This window comes from Arthrobacter sp. R-11, from assembly GCF_049913155.1.
Classification (GTDB): Bacteria; Actinomycetota; Actinomycetes; order Actinomycetales; family Micrococcaceae; genus Arthrobacter.
This window is the reverse complement of the sequence record NZ_CP183979.1, coordinates 3,453,319-3,468,590: the sequence shown is the minus strand read 5'-3', so window position 1 is coordinate 3,468,590 and position 15,272 is coordinate 3,453,319. Positions and strand designations below refer to the sequence as shown.

Genomic DNA, 15,272 nt, shown 5'->3' with positions numbered 1-15,272 from the left:
TGCCGGGCGTACGGCTCAATGTGGGCGTCGGCGCGCCAAGTGGTCCTAGCGGATGGTGGCGTCGGTGATGGCTGATTCGCCCAGGCCCCAGTACTCCAGGGATTCCTTGTATTCGGGGCTGTCGAGGACGGACTGGATGGCTTTCTGCAGTGCCGGCGTCAGAGGCGATCCCTTCTTCAGCCCCATGGCGACGTTGGTGTTGGTGCGGGTGTCGATCCTCGGCGTCAGGACGGTGAAGTGGCCGGGCTGCTGCGCCTGCGCCCAGGCCAAGCCGCTGGCGTCGTAGAAAACACCGTCGACCCGCTTGGAGTCCAACTGGGTCAGGGCCTCCTGGACGTTGGGCAGCGTTACCGCGTTGATGGCCGGCTTGCCTTGGGAAGTGCAGGTCCACTCCGAAACGTTCGGCAAGTGCTTCAGTTGCTGGGTGGAGCCCTTGGTGACGGCGATGTTCTTGCCGCACAGGGAGTCGTTGCTCAGGTTCTGCGGGTTGCCGTCGGGTACTGCCACGGCCGAGCCGCCCTTGAGGTAGTTGATCATGTCCAAGACTTTGAGCCGCTCTTCCGTGGCGGACATGGTGGTGGCGGTGAAGTCGTAGCGGCCGCCGTCGATGCCGGGGATGATCGTGTCGAACGCCGTGTTTACGAATTTCAGCTTCAATCCCAGCTTTTTGGCAACCAGGCGGGCGAGGTCCGGATTCACGCCGATCGGCGTCACGTTATCCTCGGCGAGGAACGTCATCGGCGGGGAGCTCAGATCCATCGCTACGGTTAGTTCACCCTTGGCCTTGTAGGATCCGGGCAGCAGCGCCACGGCGGCCGGATCCGCTTGGACACCCTCCGAGATGTCACGGGTGTTCTGCGTCTTGGGGATTTCCGTCTGCTGGCCGCCAGTTACCGCGCCGCCACAGGCCGTCACGGCCAGCAGGACAGCAAGCCCTGCAGCGGCAGCATGGATCTTGGTAATGCTCTTCATGGGTGTTCCCTTCAATTGGTCACCGCCGAGTAATTCATTGGGGAGGTCGGCTGGTTCAGTACATGGGGATTTGTAGCCTTGGGCCCACTGGGCGAGCGATACTGGCCTCTCGAGCTTGAGTTCGACCCTGTGTGTCGGGCGTCTCACTGATTAATTTTCATCATGAATGTAAATGGTGACATTGTCAACAATTTTCTGGGATTTCCTGCTGCGAGACCTTGGAACTCAGTCTCGATATAGCCCAAGGGCCCGGGCGCGGTGCGATACCGTGCCCAGGCCCTTGCGGTGCGGAATGTCGACGTAGGGTGCAGATGCTTGTGTCGAGTTAGCGCAGTTCTTGGAATACGCGGTCCATGGCCTCGATGAGACGGTCGGCGTCGGTCATTGAGAATGGCAGCGGCGGGCGGAGTTTCAGGACGTTGCCCTGGGCTCCGCAGGCAGAGATCAGGATCCGCTCTTCGCGGAGCCTGTTCACGATCAAGCTGGCGAGGTTCCCGTCCGGGGTCAAGCTGGAGCGGTCGGTGACGAGGTCGACTCCGATGAAAAGGCCGCTACCGCGGATCTCAGCGACCTGGTCCAGGTCCTGGGTGATCCGTCGAAGTTCGCTTTGGATCTTCGAACCTACCTTGAGGGAATTTTCCATGAGGGATTCCTCGCGGATCACATCCAGAACGGCCTGTGCTGCGGCGATGGCAACCGTGTTCCCGCCGAAGGTGTTGAAATAGCGGATGTTCTTCCCGAATTCCACGAGCAGTTCGGGCTTGAACACCGCCGCGGAGATGGGGATGCCGTTGCCCATGGGCTTGCCCATGGTGACAATGTCCGGAACGATTCCGTGGCGCTGGAAGCCCCACCATTCCTCGCCGGTCCGACCGAAGCCGGGCTGGACTTCATCAGCGATGTATAGGCCGCCTGCGGCTTGGATTTCCTCAACAATCGGGCGGAGGAAGCCGGCCGGGCCGTCGAAGACGCCGTCGGAGGAGAAGATGCTGTCGGCAATGAAGGCCGCTACTCCGACGCCGTGGCGGTGCAGGTCGGCGATTGCCGCACGCACCTGGTCCCGCAGGTGTTCCGCGAGTGGCTTTCCATCCGAGGAGTAGCGCAGGGCATCAGGCGCGTCGATGACCCGCACGTTGGCGCCCAGCGGCACACCGACCCCCAGGGACGGCGAGAACGATGCGACTTCTGCCGTCAACCCGTGATACGCGCCGGAGGTGACGATGATGCCCTGGTTTCCCGTTACGTACTTCGCCACCCGCATGGCAAGATCGTTGGCTTCGGAGCCGCTGCAGGTGAACATGACGTGCCCAAGCTCCGAGGGAAACGTGGAGAGCAGCTGTTCGGAGTAGTCGAGAATCGATTCCTGCACATAGCGGGTGTTGGTATTCAGGGTCTGCATCTGCTGGTGGACAGCGGCGACGACGCGCGGGTGGCAATGACCGACCGAGGGGACGTTGTTGTAAACGTCCAGGTATTCGTTTCCGTCTGAGTCAAACAGGGTAACGCCCTTGGCGCGCACTACCTCCACCGGGGTGTTGTAGAACAGCCGGTAGCCAGGTCCGAGACTCGTGTCCCGGCGCCGGATGCTTTTCTGCATCTGCTCAGGGAGCTCGCTGAGCCGGTTGGGATCAAAGCCATTGACCATGGGCATGGACGGTCTACGGATTTGGGAAGTTTCCATCGTTGGCTCCTTAAAGCTTGGATTCGGGATTGAAAGGCAGTTTCGGTGCGGGGGCCGCGGCCGTGGCTGCGAGCCGGTCCCAGTCCGGCTTGGAGTGGGAAAGGAGATAATCGCGTCTTTCGGGGAGCTGGCTTGCCCGCCACTGCGTTATCAGGGCGCGCAGCAGGAGGCGGGCGGGCGCGGCCGCTGTCAGGGCCGCGAGCTCCCGAACAGGCAGGGGGCGAACCTTCTGGTAGCCCGCCACCACATTGAGGGCATGCTCCCAGGGGCTGTCCGGATCTGTTCCCAGGAGGTTGGCCATGGTGACGCTGATGTCGAAGATCAGGGGAGTCCGCACCGCGTCCCCGAAGTCGATGATCCCGGTCACGTAGTTCGGGGCGTCGGGATCGACCACAAGGTTGAACGGGCTGAAGTCCCCGTGCACCACTTGGGACGTGAGACTGCCAAGAAGCGGAACCACTTGCTCGTCGAAGCGGTCGCAGATGTCCTCCGCCAGGGAGCGTTTGGAACTTTCGTCCACGTGGTCAAGCAGCGGCCGCATACGGTGGAAATGCTTCAGGTCCCATAGAAGCATGCGGTCTGCGCGTGGGTGATCGAAGTCCTGCATCGCCAGGCCAAGGCGGGCGAGGCTTGAGCCCACCAGTTGAAGCTGCCCCGCCGATGCTGACTGATTGGCCAGCAGGCTTCCCGGCATGAAGCGCATCACGCGAAGCACCCGGTCGTAGGGTCCGTGCGGACTGGGGATGTGGACTTCGGGTTTCCCGTCAACGCTACTCACGAGGCGCTGGACCGGAAGCTCGGGTGCGGTCCGTTCCAGATGCTGCATGCACGCGGTCTGAAGGTGGACGATCATGGGATCCTCATCCGGCGGGGACACCTTGACCAGGTAGGTGGCCGCACCATCCCGGAGCCTGAACGTGTCATCCTTCTCGGTGGGAATCCGAACCAGCTTCCCCGTCAAGCCATAGAACTCCTCAAGCAGATCCAGGAGTGTTAAGTCCGGCATGTGTGAATGCCCGCCCAGCAAGCCGCTCTCTGCTGCGACGGCGTCGATGAAGGCGGAATCGCTGGTCGCGGGGTTGGGGGTAATGCTCATGTCACCCTTTCAAAGGGAGTTAGGAAAGCCCGCTTGGCCTGGTCTGCTTGCGGAACAAGTGGGTGTCCCCGCCCACGGCTCGCGGCCATGTTCGCGTGCCGTGGGCGGGGAGTCTCAGGAAGCCGGCCTTAGAGACCCAGGTGCTTGTTGATCTCGTCCAGGGACTTGACGACGTTGTAGTCGTAGCCCGGGCCGATGGGGTCGTAGCCACGGTCCAGTACCCAGAGGTTCCGGAAGCCCATGTCGTGCATCGGGTGCATGTCGTAGCGGGTGTGCGAGGCGATGTGCAGGAAGTCCTCCGGCTTGGCGTTCAAGGTGTCGAGCATGTACTCGAAGGCCTCGTAGCGCGGCTTGTAGGCCTGGGCCTGCTCGGCGGTCAGCACGGCGTGGAAGTGGGCGCCAAGCTTGGGAATGCTGATTTCCAGGAAGCTGTCGTCGGCGTTGGACAGGGCCACCAGTTTGAAGTTGTCGCCCATGAGCTTCAGCGGAGCCGGCACGTCGTCGTGGGCGCCAAAGCTGCGTACAGCGTCGGCGAATTCTGCGCCCGCACCCGGGGTCGGCCCAATGCCGAAGTACTTGCAGACGCGGTCGAACGAGCTCTGGAGGATCTCCTCGTACGGCGCGTAATCAAGGACCGCGTCGAAGCGGTAACCGCGGAACACCTTCTTGAACGCAGGCCACTGCTCTTCAGGCAGGCGGCCATCCAGCAGCCGGCGGGTAGTGGCATCCGTGTCCCAGTTGATCAGGGTGCCGTAGATATCGAAAGAGATGTACTTCGGCCGGAGATTATTCGGAGCCATGATTAGTCCCTTCAAGGATTGTGCTAGGAGATTGGGCCTTGGGGTTGTCAGCCGTCTGTCGGTGAGCTGCGGCTGAACGTTTTTGATTCTCTATGAATCTAAATGCCCAACTGTCAATTGTCAACAATTGTCTTTGCTTGTTCCCAGGAGTCCCAGGTCACTTCCCTCATCGACTCCATCACCGCTGCCGGCTGCACCTATTGGTCTCGGTTCCACCCGTCACGCCCATCCCTAAATCAAGGAACCATGCTCAATTTGAGGCTCATAGGAGCATCGCCGCCGCAATGACTTCCGCTTCGGGCACCGGTACTCTGGCGCTGTGGAAACCGAGGTCCGCAGGGTGGCCCTCCGTACGGGCGTCACGTTGCCCACGCTGCTGGCGGGGCCGCGCGGCGGTGTGCCGTTGCTGCTCTTGCACCCCTGGGGTGAGTCCCGCCGGACCTTCGACCGCCTGCTGCCGCTCCTGCCGCCGTCGACCGCTGTTATTGCGCCGGACCTGCGGGGCCAGGGAGCCGCGGACAAGCCCGACGGCGGGTACTCGCTCGCGCAGATGACGGACGACGTGGCCGCCCTCCTTGAGGCCCTCGGCGTCGCCACGGCATGCGTGCTGGGCTCCTCCAGCGGCGGCTACCTGGCCCAACAGCTGGCCGTTGACCATCCGGAGCTGGTGGCTTCGCTGATCCTCGTGGGCGCGCCCCTCAGCCTCCGCAGCCGGCCGGCCGTCGCGGCTGACGTCGAGCGGCTGAGTGATCCCGTGGACGAGCTATGGGTGCGGGATTCGCTGTCCTGGTTCCGACTGCTGCACGCCGTGCCCGCGTGGTACATCGAGGACCGGGTGCGGGACGGTGTGGCGATGCCCGCCCGAGCCTGGAAGGGAATCCTGGACGGCCTGTGCCAGGCTGTCCCGCCTACGGAACAAGGCCTCATCACGGCGCCAACTCTCATCCTCTGGGGCGTCCACGACTCCCTCCTGCCGCGGCGGCAGCAGGAAACCCTCGCTGCCCGGATTCCCGGGGCCCATCTGGTGATCTACGAAAGCACCGGGCACCTGGTGCTGTGGGAATGCCCCGAACGTGTGGCCGCAGACGTGGTGGAGTTCCTCGGATCAATCAGCCAAGCGTGAAACGTACTCCTTGAGCCGCCCGGCAGCCGGCGGCGGGAAGAAGCCGGTGGCCTCGATCCTGCCGAGGTCAAGCATGCTGTTCGAGGGGCGCGGGGCAGCCTGCTTGTCCTTGAAGTATTGGGCGCTCGACACCCCGGTGACGTCGCTGCGGGGCCGGCCGCAAAGTTCGAAGACATCCGCGGCGATCTCCGCCCAGCTCTGCGCGGGTCCGCTGTTGGAGAGGTTGTAGCTGCCGTAGGGAGCCTTCGAGTCCAGCAGGTGCCTGATCCCGGCGGCAAGGTCCTGCGCGAAGGTGAGCCTTCCGGTCTGGTCGTTCACCACGGATGGCTTCATGCCGCGCGCCGCGAGGGAGGCCATGGTGCGGACGAAGTTCCTGCCTTCGCCCACGACCCAGCTGCTGCGCACTATGTAATGCCGCGGCACGACGCCGACCGCGGCCTCGCCGGCGGCCTTGGACTGCCCATACACCCCGAGCGGTGACCACGGTGCCGTCTCGTCATGGAGCGAAGAACCGCCGTCGAAGACGTAATCGCTGGAAACGTGCACCAGGGCCAGCCGGTGCTCGACGGCGGTGCGCGCCAGCCGCACCACTGCGGCGGCGTTGATCTTCCAGGCGGCGCGCCTGCCCTCTGCTGTTTCGGCGTCGTCGACGGCGGTGAACGCGGCGGCGTTGATGACCGTTTCGTAGTCGCTCCAGTTACGCGAGCCGAAGGCCTCCGGGGAAGCGAGGTCGAAGCTGTCCCGCCCGGCGAACTCGACGGCGGCCTCGCCGTCGTACACCGCCCGCAGCGCCCTGCCCAACTGGCCGTCCGCCCCGAGCACCAGGGTCCGCCGCGGCGGCACCGGCACCACCCCGGCCAGCCGTGGATGCCCGCGGTCCTTCTCCGAGACCTCGGCGCGGTGCGGTCCGGCGCTGTCCAGCGGGAGCGGCCACGGCACGGCCACGGTTTCATCGGCGAGGTTCAGAAGCGTGTATTCGGCCTCGGGCGACCAGTGCTCGTTGACCAGGTAGGAGTACACGGTGTTGTCTTCCAGGGTCTGGAAGGCGTTGCCCACGCCGCGGGGCACGAACACCGCCGTGGCCGGGTCCAGCTCCGCGGTGAACAGCCGGCCGAATCCCTGCCCTTCGCGAAGGTCCACCCATGCCCCGAAGGCCCGGCCCGCCACGACGGAGATGAACTTGTCCCACGGCTCGGCGTGGATGCCGCGCGTGGTGCCCGCCGTGGCGTTGAAGGAGACGTTGTTCTGGACCGGTCCGAAGTCTGGCAGCCCCAGCGCGGTCATGGCCCGGCGTTGCCAGTTCTCCTTGAACCAGCCGCGGTTGTCGCCGTGCACGGGCAAATCCACAAGCAGCAGACCCGGGATCGGTGTCTCCCGGACCGCCAGTTGCGGGCTCACAGGGATTCCTGTGCGCCGTGTGCCTGGAGGCGCCTTGCCTGCTCAAGGTAGCGGGCCTCGGCCGCCTCCTTCTGCGGCCGCCACCAGTCCTGGTTGTCGCGGTACCAAGCGATCGTGGCGTCCAGTCCGGCGGCGAAGTCGGAGTACGACGGCGTCCAGCCCAGTTCCGCGCGCAGCTTCCCGGAATCGATGGCGTAGCGCAGGTCGTGGCCGGGCCGGTCGGGCACGTGGTCGTAAGCGCCCGGGTCCTCGCCCATGCGCTCGAGCAGCAGTTCCACCACGTCCTTGTTGGACCGTTCGCCGTCGGCGCCCACCAGGTAGGTTTCGCCGATCCTCCCGTTCTCCAGGATGGCCAGCACCGCGGAGGAGTGGTCGTCCACATGGATCCAGTCCCGCACGTTCCGGCCCGCGCCGTAGAGCTTTGGCCGCACACCGTCCAGGACGTTGGTGATCTGGCGGGGAATGAACTTCTCCACGTGTTGGTACGGCCCGTAGTTGTTGGAGCAATTGCTGATCGTGGCGCGGAGCCCGAAGGAACGCACCCATGCCCGGACCAGGAGGTCGGAGGCGGCCTTGGTGGAGGAGTACGGGCTGGACGGGTTGTACGGGGTGGTCTCAGTGAACCGCTCCGGATCGCCCAGCGGGAGGTCTCCGTAGACCTCGTCGGTGGAGATGTGGTGGAAGCGGGTCCCGTGCCGGCGCGCGGCTTCGATCAGGGTGTAGGTGCCCGTCACGTTGGTGTCCAGGAACGGCCGCGGCTCGTGGAGCGAGTTGTCGTTATGGGTTTCGGCGGCGAAATGGACCACGGCGTCAACCGCAGCCATGAGCCCGTCCACCAGGCCGGCGTCGGCGATGTCCCCATGCACGAAACGGAACCGCTCCGGCGGCAGCCCCGCGAGCGATTCCAGATGCCCCGCGTACGTCAGGGCATCCAGGACCGTGATCTCGTAATCCGTGTGGGCCACGGCGTAACGGACAAAGTTGGAACCGATGAATCCGGCCCCGCCCGTAACGAGGATCTTCTCCATGGATCCATACTCTAGCCTTGCGGAAGCAAAGCCGGGAGGACATGATTTGGCGTATGCGCGGGATCATCCTGGCCGGGGGGACGGGTACAAGGCTTCACCCGATCACCCTCGGGATCAGCAAGCAGCTGGTGCCGGTCTACGACAAGCCGATGATCTATTACCCGCTGTCCACCCTGATGCTCGCCGGAATCCGCGACATCCTGGTGATCACCACGCCACGGGACGCCGGGCAGTTCCAGCAGTTGCTGGGCGACGGCTCCCAGTTCGGGATCAGCCTCAGCTACGTCGAGCAGCCTTCGCCGGACGGCCTGGCCCAGGCGTTCATCCTGGGGGAGCGGCACATCGGCAGCGACGCCGTGGCCTTGGTGCTGGGCGACAACATCTTCTACGGACCCGGCATGGGCCAGCAGCTTGAGCGCTTCACGGACGTCGACGGCGGTGCGGTCTTTGCGTACTGGGTGCAGAACGCGGGGGCGTACGGCGTGATCGAGTTCGACGACGCCGGCCAGGCCATTTCGCTCGAGGAGAAGCCGGCGAACCCGAAGAGCAACTACGCGGTTCCCGGGCTCTATTTCTACGACAACGACGTCATCGACATCGCCAAGGGGCTGCGCCCGTCCGAGCGCGGCGAACTGGAAATCACGGACATCAACCAGACGTACCTCAAGAACGGAAAGCTGCACGTGGAGGTGCTTCCCCGCGGGACCGCCTGGCTGGACACCGGAACCTTCGCCGACCTTAACGATGCCTCCAGCTTTGTGCGCACGGTGGAAAACCGGCAGGGCTTCAAGATCGGCGCTCCCGAGGAAATCGCGTGGCGCCAGGGCTACATCTCTGCCGATGACCTGCGCCACCGCGCCGAAGCGCTGATGAAGAGCGGCTACGGGAAATACTTGCTGGGGCTGCTGGAGTCCTAGCGGGTGTCCACGTCCTCGAACACGAGGAAAGTCTGGGTATCAATGATTCCCGGCATGGACTGGAGCTGGTCGAAAATGACCCTTCGCAGGTGGACGTTGTCCGTGGCGCGTACAAGCAGGATCACATCGAAACTGCCGCCTACCAGCGCGATGTGCTGGACCTCGGGGATCGCCCGGAGCTGCTCGCGAAGGGTCCGCCAGGAATGCTGCTGCACCTTCAGCGTTACGTAGGCCGAGGACTTCAGCCCGGCCTTGACCGGGTCCACCACGGCCGTGAACTTGGTGATGACCCCTTCGCCGGTGAGGCGCCCGATCCGGGAATAGGCGTGGGCTCGGCTGATGTGCACATTGCCGGCCACCTGCGTGACCGACATCCGTCCGTCGCGCGTGAGCTCGGTGATGATGTCCCGGTCCACGTCATCCAAGGAAACTTCCTGTGGAGCCTCCGCCGGCTCCTGCTCCGTTTCGGCCACGGCCCCTCCCTCCCCGCAGGAACACCTGCGCAATTCGTCCACCTGCGGCCGGTAACCCAGCTCACATTCTGCAATTCGTCTTTCAGACTAGCCAGTTTCTGAAAGCTCTTCCATGATTCGGGTCAACACTGGATACGAAACTTCGCCAAGGACCATACTTGAGGCAAATAGTGCAATCGTCGTCCCGAGCGCCCGCCACCTTGTGGCGGGAAGGGACCCATGTGCGAAGGACGGACCAATGACGATCTCCGCAAGCCAGGAGTCCAACACGGACCAGGCATCCGAGGTTCGGCGCAAGTTCGGCATCAGCGTCGAGGACTACATGCTCCCGGCACGCCGCCAGATCCAGATGGTGGCCCCGGACGGCACGCTCAAGCCGGACGCCGAACAAGGCACCGAACCCGGCCACGAATACCCCATTCCCGGCGATGCCGAACTCATGGCCGCTTATGAGCAGCTCGTCGTCGGGCGCCGCGTCAACGACCAGAACTCGGCGCTCGTCCGGCAGGGCCGCATGGCTGTCTACCCCTCCAGCCACGGGCAGGAAGCCTGCCAGGTGGCCGCCGCCATGTGCCTGGACGAGGGCGACTGGCTCTTCCCGACCTACCGGGATGCCGTTGCCGTCATGGCCAAGGGCGTGGACCCCGTGCAGGCCATGACCATCTTCCGCGGCGACTGGCATGGCGGCTACAACCCCCAGGAACACCATGTGGGCATCCAGTGCACCCCGCTGACCACCCAGCTGCTGCACGGCGTCGGCGTGGCCCACGCCGCCAAGCTCCGCGGCGAGGACACCGTGGTGCTGGCCATGTGCGGCGACGGCGCCACCAGCGAAGGGGACTTCCATGAGGCCCTGAACTTCGCCGCGGTCTTCCACCTGCCGGTGATCTTTTTCGTGCAGAACAACAAGTACGCCATCTCAGTGCCGCTGAGCCACCAGTCCGTGGCACCGTCCCTGGCGCACAAGGCAGTGGGCTACGGCATGGCCGGCGAACGCGTGGACGGCAACGACCTCATGGCCCTGCTGGCCGTGCTGGACCGGGCCGTGAAGCTTGCCCGCGAAGGATCCGGGCCGCTGCTGGTCGAAGCCAACACCTACCGTATGCAGGCCCACACCAACGCCGACGACGACACCCGCTACCGCGACAACGCCGAGGTCAGCGAGTGGAAAGCCAAGGATCCGCTCAGCCGCATGGACACCTACCTCAGGAGCCGCGGATTGCTCGACGACGACGGCGCCGCCAAGATCTCGGAACACGCCGAAGCGGTTGCCACGCAGCTGCGCGAGGGCCTCGGCGAGGACGTTCCGGTGGAGCCGCAGAACCTCTTCCGCTATGTCTTTTCCAAGCCCACACCGCAGCTGCAGGAACAATCCGCGCTCCTGGCAGACGAGCTCGCACGCGAGGAGAGCGCAAAATGACCATCACCACGTCATCGGAGGCGAACGGCAACGTCAGCGCCGCCACCGCCAGGGCTGCCGCGGCAGCAGCCGCCGTCGCCGAAACCCCGTCGCGTCGGGAAAGCACCGCCCCCCAGAGCGTCACTATGGCCAAGGCCCTCAACACCGCCATGGCCGACGCCATGCGCGACGACCCCTCGGTGCTGGTCTTCGGCGAGGACGTCGGCCGCCTGGGCGGTGTCTTCCGCATCACCGACGGCCTCATGGATACCTTCGGCGAACAGCGCTGCTTCGACACCCCGCTGGCCGAATCCGGGATCGTGGGCATGGCCGTGGGCATGGCGATGAACGGCATGCGGCCCGTCATCGAGATGCAGTTCGATGCCTTCGCCTACCCGGCCTTCGAACAGATCGTCAGCCACGTGGCCAAGATGCATAACCGTACGCGGGGCGCCCTCAAGCTGCCCATGGTCATCCGGGTGCCCTACGCCGGCGGGATCGGCGGCGTGGAGCACCACTGCGACTCCTCCGAGTCGTACTACGCCCACACGGCCGGCCTGAAGGTCTTCACCCCGGCCACCGTGGCCGATGGCTACCGGTTGCTGCGCGAAGCGATCGACTCCGACGACCCCGTGATGTTCATGGAGCCCAAGAAGCTGTATTGGTCCAAGGACCAGGTGGACCTGGACGCCCTTGCCGCCGAACACGCCGCCAACCGCGCCGCAGGAAACAGCAGCGAGGGGCGGGCCGCCGTCGCCCGCTCCGGAACGGACGCCACCCTGATCGCCTACGGCCCCTCCGTTCCCACCGCGCTCGCCGCCGCGGCGGCAGCGGCCGAGGAAGGCCGCTCCCTGGAGGTGATCGACGTGCGGACCATCGTGCCATTCGACGACGAGACGGTCTCCGCGTCCGTCCGCAAGACCGGCCGGGCTGTGGTGATCGCCGAAGCGCACGGCTTCGCCTCAGTGGCCTCCGAAATCGTGGCCCGCGTCCAGGAACGCTGCTTCCACCACCTCGCCGCCCCGATCCGCCGGGTCACCGGCTTCGACGTCCCGTACCCCGCTCCGAAGCTGGAGCACTACTACCTGCCAAGCGTCGACCGCATCCTCGACGCCGTCGACGAGCTGCAATGGGAGAACTGACCATGAGCGCCGAACTGCAAGTCTTCCGCCTCCCGGACCTCGGCGAAGGCCTCACCGAAGCCGAACTGCTGAGCTGGCTCGTGGCCGTGGGCGACGAAATCCGCGTCGACCAGCCCATCGCGGAGGTCGAAACCGCAAAGTCCGTCGTAGAGGTGCCGTCGCCGTACGCCGGTACCGTGGCCGTCCTGCACGGCGAGCCTGGCCAGACGCTCGACGTCGGGAAGCCGCTGATCTCCGTGGCTCCGGTTGGGGCTTCTGCACCGGAGTCCGCTGTTGGTTCCGGCGGGTCCGCTGGGTCCGCTGTTGGTTCCGGCGCCTCCGCGGATGATGCCGCCCCCGCCCCTTCGGTGGACGGCTCTGCTGCAAGCAGCGAGCAGTCCACCTCAGGAAGGCCCGATGCCACTCCCGGGGCGGCATCATCCGCTCCGGCTTCGGCGGGTATGTCGCCGGCGGCATCGCCTGCTCCGGCCTCGGCTGTTGGCTCACCTTCTGCCGCCGAAACGTACCGGACCGAGGAGCGGGCCGGGTCCGGGAATGTGCTTATTGGGTACGGGACGTCGGGCGGGGGAGAGGCCCGGCGGACGCGGCCTCGGAAGGTTCCTGCCGCCGTCGGGGTTCCTGCAGCTGCAGTCCCAGCGGGACCGTCGCGGGTTCCTGGCAAGTTGTCCGCCGTGATTTCTCCGCTGGTGCGGAAAATGGCCCGGGACCACGGGGTTTCCCTGGATACCGTTCCCGGCTCGGGGGAGAGCGGGCTTATCCTGCGGCGCGATGTGGAGGCCGCCATCGCCGAGCCGCGGAAGGCCGTGCCGGTGACGGCTCCCGCGGAAGCGCCGGCTGGACCCGTGGATGCCCGGACCGGGCTCCCGGTGGCCTCGCGTTCGGCGGTCCGCGGAGTGCGCAAGGCTGTGGCCGCGAACATGGCACGGAGCCGCTCCGAGATCCCCGAAGCCACGGTGTGGGTGGACGTGGACGCCACCGCGCTGCTGGAGATGCGGGCAGAGCTGAAGAAGCGCGAAGAGCACCGTACACCGGGCCTGCTGGCATTCATCGCCCGCTTCGTCACAGCCGGCCTGAAGAAGTATCCGGAGCTGAACACGCGGTTCGAGACCCTGCCGGACGGCAGCCAGGAGATCGTCGCCTTCAGCGGCATCAACCTTGGTTTCGCCGCCCAGACTGAACGCGGCCTCGTGGTGCCCTCGGTCCGCGGTGCGGACAGGCTCAGCGCCCGCGAACTGGACGCCGAGATCCGCCGGCTCACCGCCGTCGCACGCGACGGCAAGGCCACCCCGGCCGAACTGGGCAGCGGCACCTTCACGCTGAATAATTACGGGGTGTTCGGCGTGGACGGATCGGCCGCAATCATCAACTACCCCGAAGTGGCGATGCTGGGCCTCGGCCGGATCATCGACAGGCCGTGGGTGGTGGACGGCCAGCTCGCGGTGCGGAAGGTCACCGAGCTGACGCTCGCCTTCGACCACCGGGTGTGCGACGGCGAAACTGCGGCCGGGTTCCTCCGCTACGTGGCGGACGCCATCGAGAACCCGGGCACAGTGCTCTCGGACCTTTAGGCTCCCAGGCCTTGGAGGCGGGAATCCTACTGCAGCTTGAGCAGGTTGTGAGTGGCCGGACCTTCCAGGAGCTTGCCCGAGGCTGAATAGCGGGAACCGTGGAGCGGGCAGTCCCAGGACTGTTCGGCGTCGTTCCAGTGCAGGATGCCGCCCAAGTGGGCGCAGTGTGCGGACAGGCGGCAGGTGACTCCGTCCACGGTGCAGACCGCGGCGGGCTTGCCATGGAACAGCCCCGTGACGCCGGTGCCCTCCGCAGGTGTGGTTTCTTCGGTGATCTCGGGCTTGTCTTTCAGCGCGGCGTTGTCCCGCAGGTTCTGCAGCTGGGTGTCCATGTTGAATGACACGGCCGACGCCGCACCCCGGGGACCGGTGGTCCTTTGGTGGATGGTGCGTGCCCAGGAAGGCCGGGGGCTGCCTGTGATGTCGGAGACGATGTCCAAGGCCGAGGCCACGCCGTTGGTCATGCCCCATTTGTTGTAGCCGGTGCCGAAGAGTATCTTGCCGCGGCCCCGGGGCAGCTTGCCGAAGAAGGGCATGAGGTTGACCGCCTGGTAGTCCTGCGCGGACCACGTGTGCGCGACCTCGGCACCCGGATAGTGTCCCTGTGCCCAGGCTATGAGTTGTTCCAGATTGGCCTTGGGCGACGGCGCCCGTCCGCCCGGGTGCCCAAAGCCGCCGACCAGCAGGAGCCTGCCGTCGGGGGCCGCGCCGTCGGAGGTTCCGCCGTCGGGTCCCGGATAGTCGCGGATCGAACGGGTGGGGGGCTCGGCGGAGAGGTACATTCCCGGTGGTGGGTTGACGCCGTCCGGGAGCCGTAGCGCTGCGGCATAGGAGCGGTTGGGACGGAGCTTGGCAAAGTAGAGTCCGCGGTTCAGGACAGGCGTGCCGGTGGCCAGGACCACCGTCCCGGCGCGGACGTCGCCTCGCCGGGTGATCACCGTGAGCGGATCGCCGGCGTGGACGTTCATGAGCCGCACGCCTTCGACGATGCTTCCGCCGGCCTCCCTGACATCCGCAGCGAGCGCCCTCAGCACGTCCATCGGGTTGAACTGGGCCTGGCGCGGAAGGCGCAGGGCGCTTTCGACGTCGAACGGCAACCCCGTTTCGCGGGTGGCCTCCACCTGCAGGCCGGCCGCCAGCGACACTTCCAGTTCAGTACGCAGCCGCTCGGCTCCCGCAGTGGTGGTGGCAAAGGTGTAGGCGTCGCGGTATTGGAACGGCACGCCGCGCCCCTCGAGGTAGTCCAGCAGCCACTCCTGTGCCGCCCGGTTCGCGTCCACGTAGGCGTGGACTTGCCGGATCGAGAACATGCTGCGCAGCCCGGACAGCACCGTGCCTTGGAGCAGGCTCAGCTTGGCCGTGGTGTTCCCGGTGGCCGCTGCCCCGACGTGGCGCCCTTCAAGGACGAGGACGCTGTGGCCCGCCCGGGAAAGCATGACGGCGGTGGCCAGTCCGGTGATCCCTGCGCCCGCAACGACGACGTCGTAGCTGCCTCCGGGGGTGAACTGATCGCTGTCGATCCTGGTGCCGTTCTGATGCCACAAGGAATCCATGGCAGATGCCCCTTCCGCCGGTCGGGAGCAACCACGCCGGAGGTGGTCCGTCTGCTGCCCGGCACACCTTCAGGGAAGCAGACGGCGGGGCGGGAAACAAGAGCTTGCGCGCCGCCGTCGGG

Annotated in this window: 13 protein-coding genes; 5 read left to right on the top strand and 8 right to left on the bottom strand. The window is 65.8% G+C overall.

Annotation, left to right across the window (positions count from 1 at the left end; all coding sequences use genetic code 11):
• Positions 1-45: 45 nt before the first annotated feature.
• The 4 genes from ACN9M4_RS15730 to ACN9M4_RS15715 form a co-directional block, all read right to left on the bottom strand.
• Complete coding sequence (locus ACN9M4_RS15730; protein WP_426299464.1) at positions 46-972, bottom strand: ABC transporter substrate-binding protein; 927 nt, start codon at positions 970-972, stop codon at positions 46-48.
• A gap of 325 nt (positions 973-1,297) precedes the next feature.
• Entirely contained in the window at positions 1,298-2,623 is a 1,326-nt protein-coding gene (locus ACN9M4_RS15725; protein WP_426299462.1) for an aspartate aminotransferase family protein, read from the bottom strand.
• A gap of 40 nt (positions 2,624-2,663) precedes the next feature.
• The gene (locus tag ACN9M4_RS15720; RefSeq protein WP_426299460.1) at positions 2,664-3,749 is read right to left on the bottom strand and encodes a phosphotransferase; all 1,086 of its coding nucleotides are present in this window, start codon (positions 3,747-3,749) and stop codon (positions 2,664-2,666) included.
• 128 nt (positions 3,750-3,877) lie between these two features.
• A complete protein-coding gene (locus ACN9M4_RS15715; protein WP_426299458.1) occupies positions 3,878-4,549 on the bottom strand; it encodes an HAD-IA family hydrolase in 672 nt (223 codons plus the stop codon).
• 319 nt (positions 4,550-4,868) lie between these two features.
• Here ACN9M4_RS15715 and ACN9M4_RS15710 point away from each other — a divergent pair, with 319 nt between their 5' ends.
• Positions 4,869-5,672 (top strand): alpha/beta fold hydrolase, encoded by an 804-nt coding sequence (locus ACN9M4_RS15710; RefSeq protein WP_426299456.1) that lies wholly within the window; start codon positions 4,869-4,871, stop codon positions 5,670-5,672.
• Here the strand turns inward: ACN9M4_RS15710 and ACN9M4_RS15705 are convergent.
• Both ACN9M4_RS15705 and rfbB read right to left on the bottom strand, forming a co-directional pair.
• On the bottom strand, positions 5,655-7,076 hold the full coding sequence (locus ACN9M4_RS15705) for a sugar nucleotide-binding protein (protein WP_426303500.1): 1,422 nt from the start codon (positions 7,074-7,076) through the stop codon (positions 5,655-5,657). The genes ACN9M4_RS15710 and ACN9M4_RS15705 overlap by 18 nt on opposite strands.
• Positions 7,067-8,098 carry a dTDP-glucose 4,6-dehydratase gene (rfbB, locus tag ACN9M4_RS15700; protein WP_426299454.1) on the bottom strand — a complete coding sequence of 344 codons (1,032 nt, stop codon included), beginning with the start codon at positions 8,096-8,098 and terminating at the stop codon, positions 7,067-7,069. The genes ACN9M4_RS15705 and rfbB overlap by 10 nt, the downstream gene beginning before the upstream one ends.
• 53 nt (positions 8,099-8,151) lie before the next feature.
• Here rfbB and rfbA point away from each other — a divergent pair, with 53 nt between their 5' ends.
• Complete coding sequence (gene rfbA / locus ACN9M4_RS15695; protein ID WP_426303499.1) at positions 8,152-9,015, top strand: glucose-1-phosphate thymidylyltransferase RfbA; 864 nt, start codon at positions 8,152-8,154, stop codon at positions 9,013-9,015.
• Here the strand turns inward: rfbA and ACN9M4_RS15690 are convergent.
• Positions 9,012-9,389: an Lrp/AsnC family transcriptional regulator gene (locus ACN9M4_RS15690; protein ID WP_426303497.1), complete on the bottom strand. Its 378-nt coding sequence runs from the start codon at positions 9,387-9,389 to the stop codon at positions 9,012-9,014. The two genes, rfbA and ACN9M4_RS15690, sit on opposite strands and share 4 nt — an antisense overlap.
• A gap of 337 nt (positions 9,390-9,726) precedes the next feature.
• Here ACN9M4_RS15690 and ACN9M4_RS15685 point away from each other — a divergent pair, with 337 nt between their 5' ends.
• The 3 genes from ACN9M4_RS15685 to ACN9M4_RS15675 are packed head-to-tail and all read left to right on the top strand — an operon-like array spanning position 9,727 to position 13,597.
• Positions 9,727-10,908 (top strand): thiamine pyrophosphate-dependent enzyme, encoded by a 1,182-nt coding sequence (locus tag ACN9M4_RS15685; RefSeq protein WP_426299452.1) that lies wholly within the window; start codon positions 9,727-9,729, stop codon positions 10,906-10,908.
• The gene (locus ACN9M4_RS15680) at positions 10,905-12,029 is read left to right on the top strand and encodes an alpha-ketoacid dehydrogenase subunit beta (RefSeq protein ID WP_426299450.1); all 1,125 of its coding nucleotides are present in this window, start codon (positions 10,905-10,907) and stop codon (positions 12,027-12,029) included. The genes ACN9M4_RS15685 and ACN9M4_RS15680 overlap by 4 nt, the downstream gene beginning before the upstream one ends.
• Before the next feature lie 2 nt (positions 12,030-12,031).
• Positions 12,032-13,597: a dihydrolipoamide acetyltransferase family protein gene (locus ACN9M4_RS15675; RefSeq protein ID WP_426299448.1), complete on the top strand. Its 1,566-nt coding sequence runs from the start codon at positions 12,032-12,034 to the stop codon at positions 13,595-13,597.
• A gap of 26 nt (positions 13,598-13,623) precedes the next feature.
• Here the strand turns inward: ACN9M4_RS15675 and ACN9M4_RS15670 are convergent, their stop codons facing one another.
• Entirely contained in the window at positions 13,624-15,150 is a 1,527-nt protein-coding gene (locus ACN9M4_RS15670) for an FAD-dependent oxidoreductase (RefSeq protein WP_426299446.1), read from the bottom strand.
• Positions 15,151-15,272 lie beyond the last annotated feature (122 nt).

Coding starts and splice junctions, on each gene's coding strand:
- ACN9M4_RS15730 (WP_426299464.1), bottom strand. CDS start 972: ATGAAGAGCATTACCAAGATCCATGCTGCCGCTGCAGGGCTTGCTGTC.
- ACN9M4_RS15725 (WP_426299462.1), bottom strand. CDS start 2,623: ATGCCCATGGTCAATGGCTTTGATCCCAACCGGCTCAGCGAGCTCCCT.
- ACN9M4_RS15720 (WP_426299460.1), bottom strand. CDS start 3,749: ATGAGCATTACCCCCAACCCCGCGACCAGCGATTCCGCCTTCATCGAC.
- ACN9M4_RS15715 (WP_426299458.1), bottom strand. CDS start 4,549: ATGGCTCCGAATAATCTCCGGCCGAAGTACATCTCTTTCGATATCTAC.
- rfbB (WP_426299454.1), bottom strand. CDS start 8,098: ATGGAGAAGATCCTCGTTACGGGCGGGGCCGGATTCATCGGTTCCAAC.
- rfbA (WP_426303499.1), top strand. CDS start 8,152: ATGCGCGGGATCATCCTGGCCGGGGGGACGGGTACAAGGCTTCACCCG.
- ACN9M4_RS15690 (WP_426303497.1), bottom strand. CDS start 9,389: ATGTCGGTCACGCAGGTGGCCGGCAATGTGCACATCAGCCGAGCCCAC.
- ACN9M4_RS15685 (WP_426299452.1), top strand. CDS start 9,727: ATGACGATCTCCGCAAGCCAGGAGTCCAACACGGACCAGGCATCCGAG.
- ACN9M4_RS15680 (WP_426299450.1), top strand. CDS start 10,905: ATGACCATCACCACGTCATCGGAGGCGAACGGCAACGTCAGCGCCGCC.
- ACN9M4_RS15675 (WP_426299448.1), top strand. CDS start 12,032: ATGAGCGCCGAACTGCAAGTCTTCCGCCTCCCGGACCTCGGCGAAGGC.
- ACN9M4_RS15670 (WP_426299446.1), bottom strand. CDS start 15,150: ATGGATTCCTTGTGGCATCAGAACGGCACCAGGATCGACAGCGATCAG.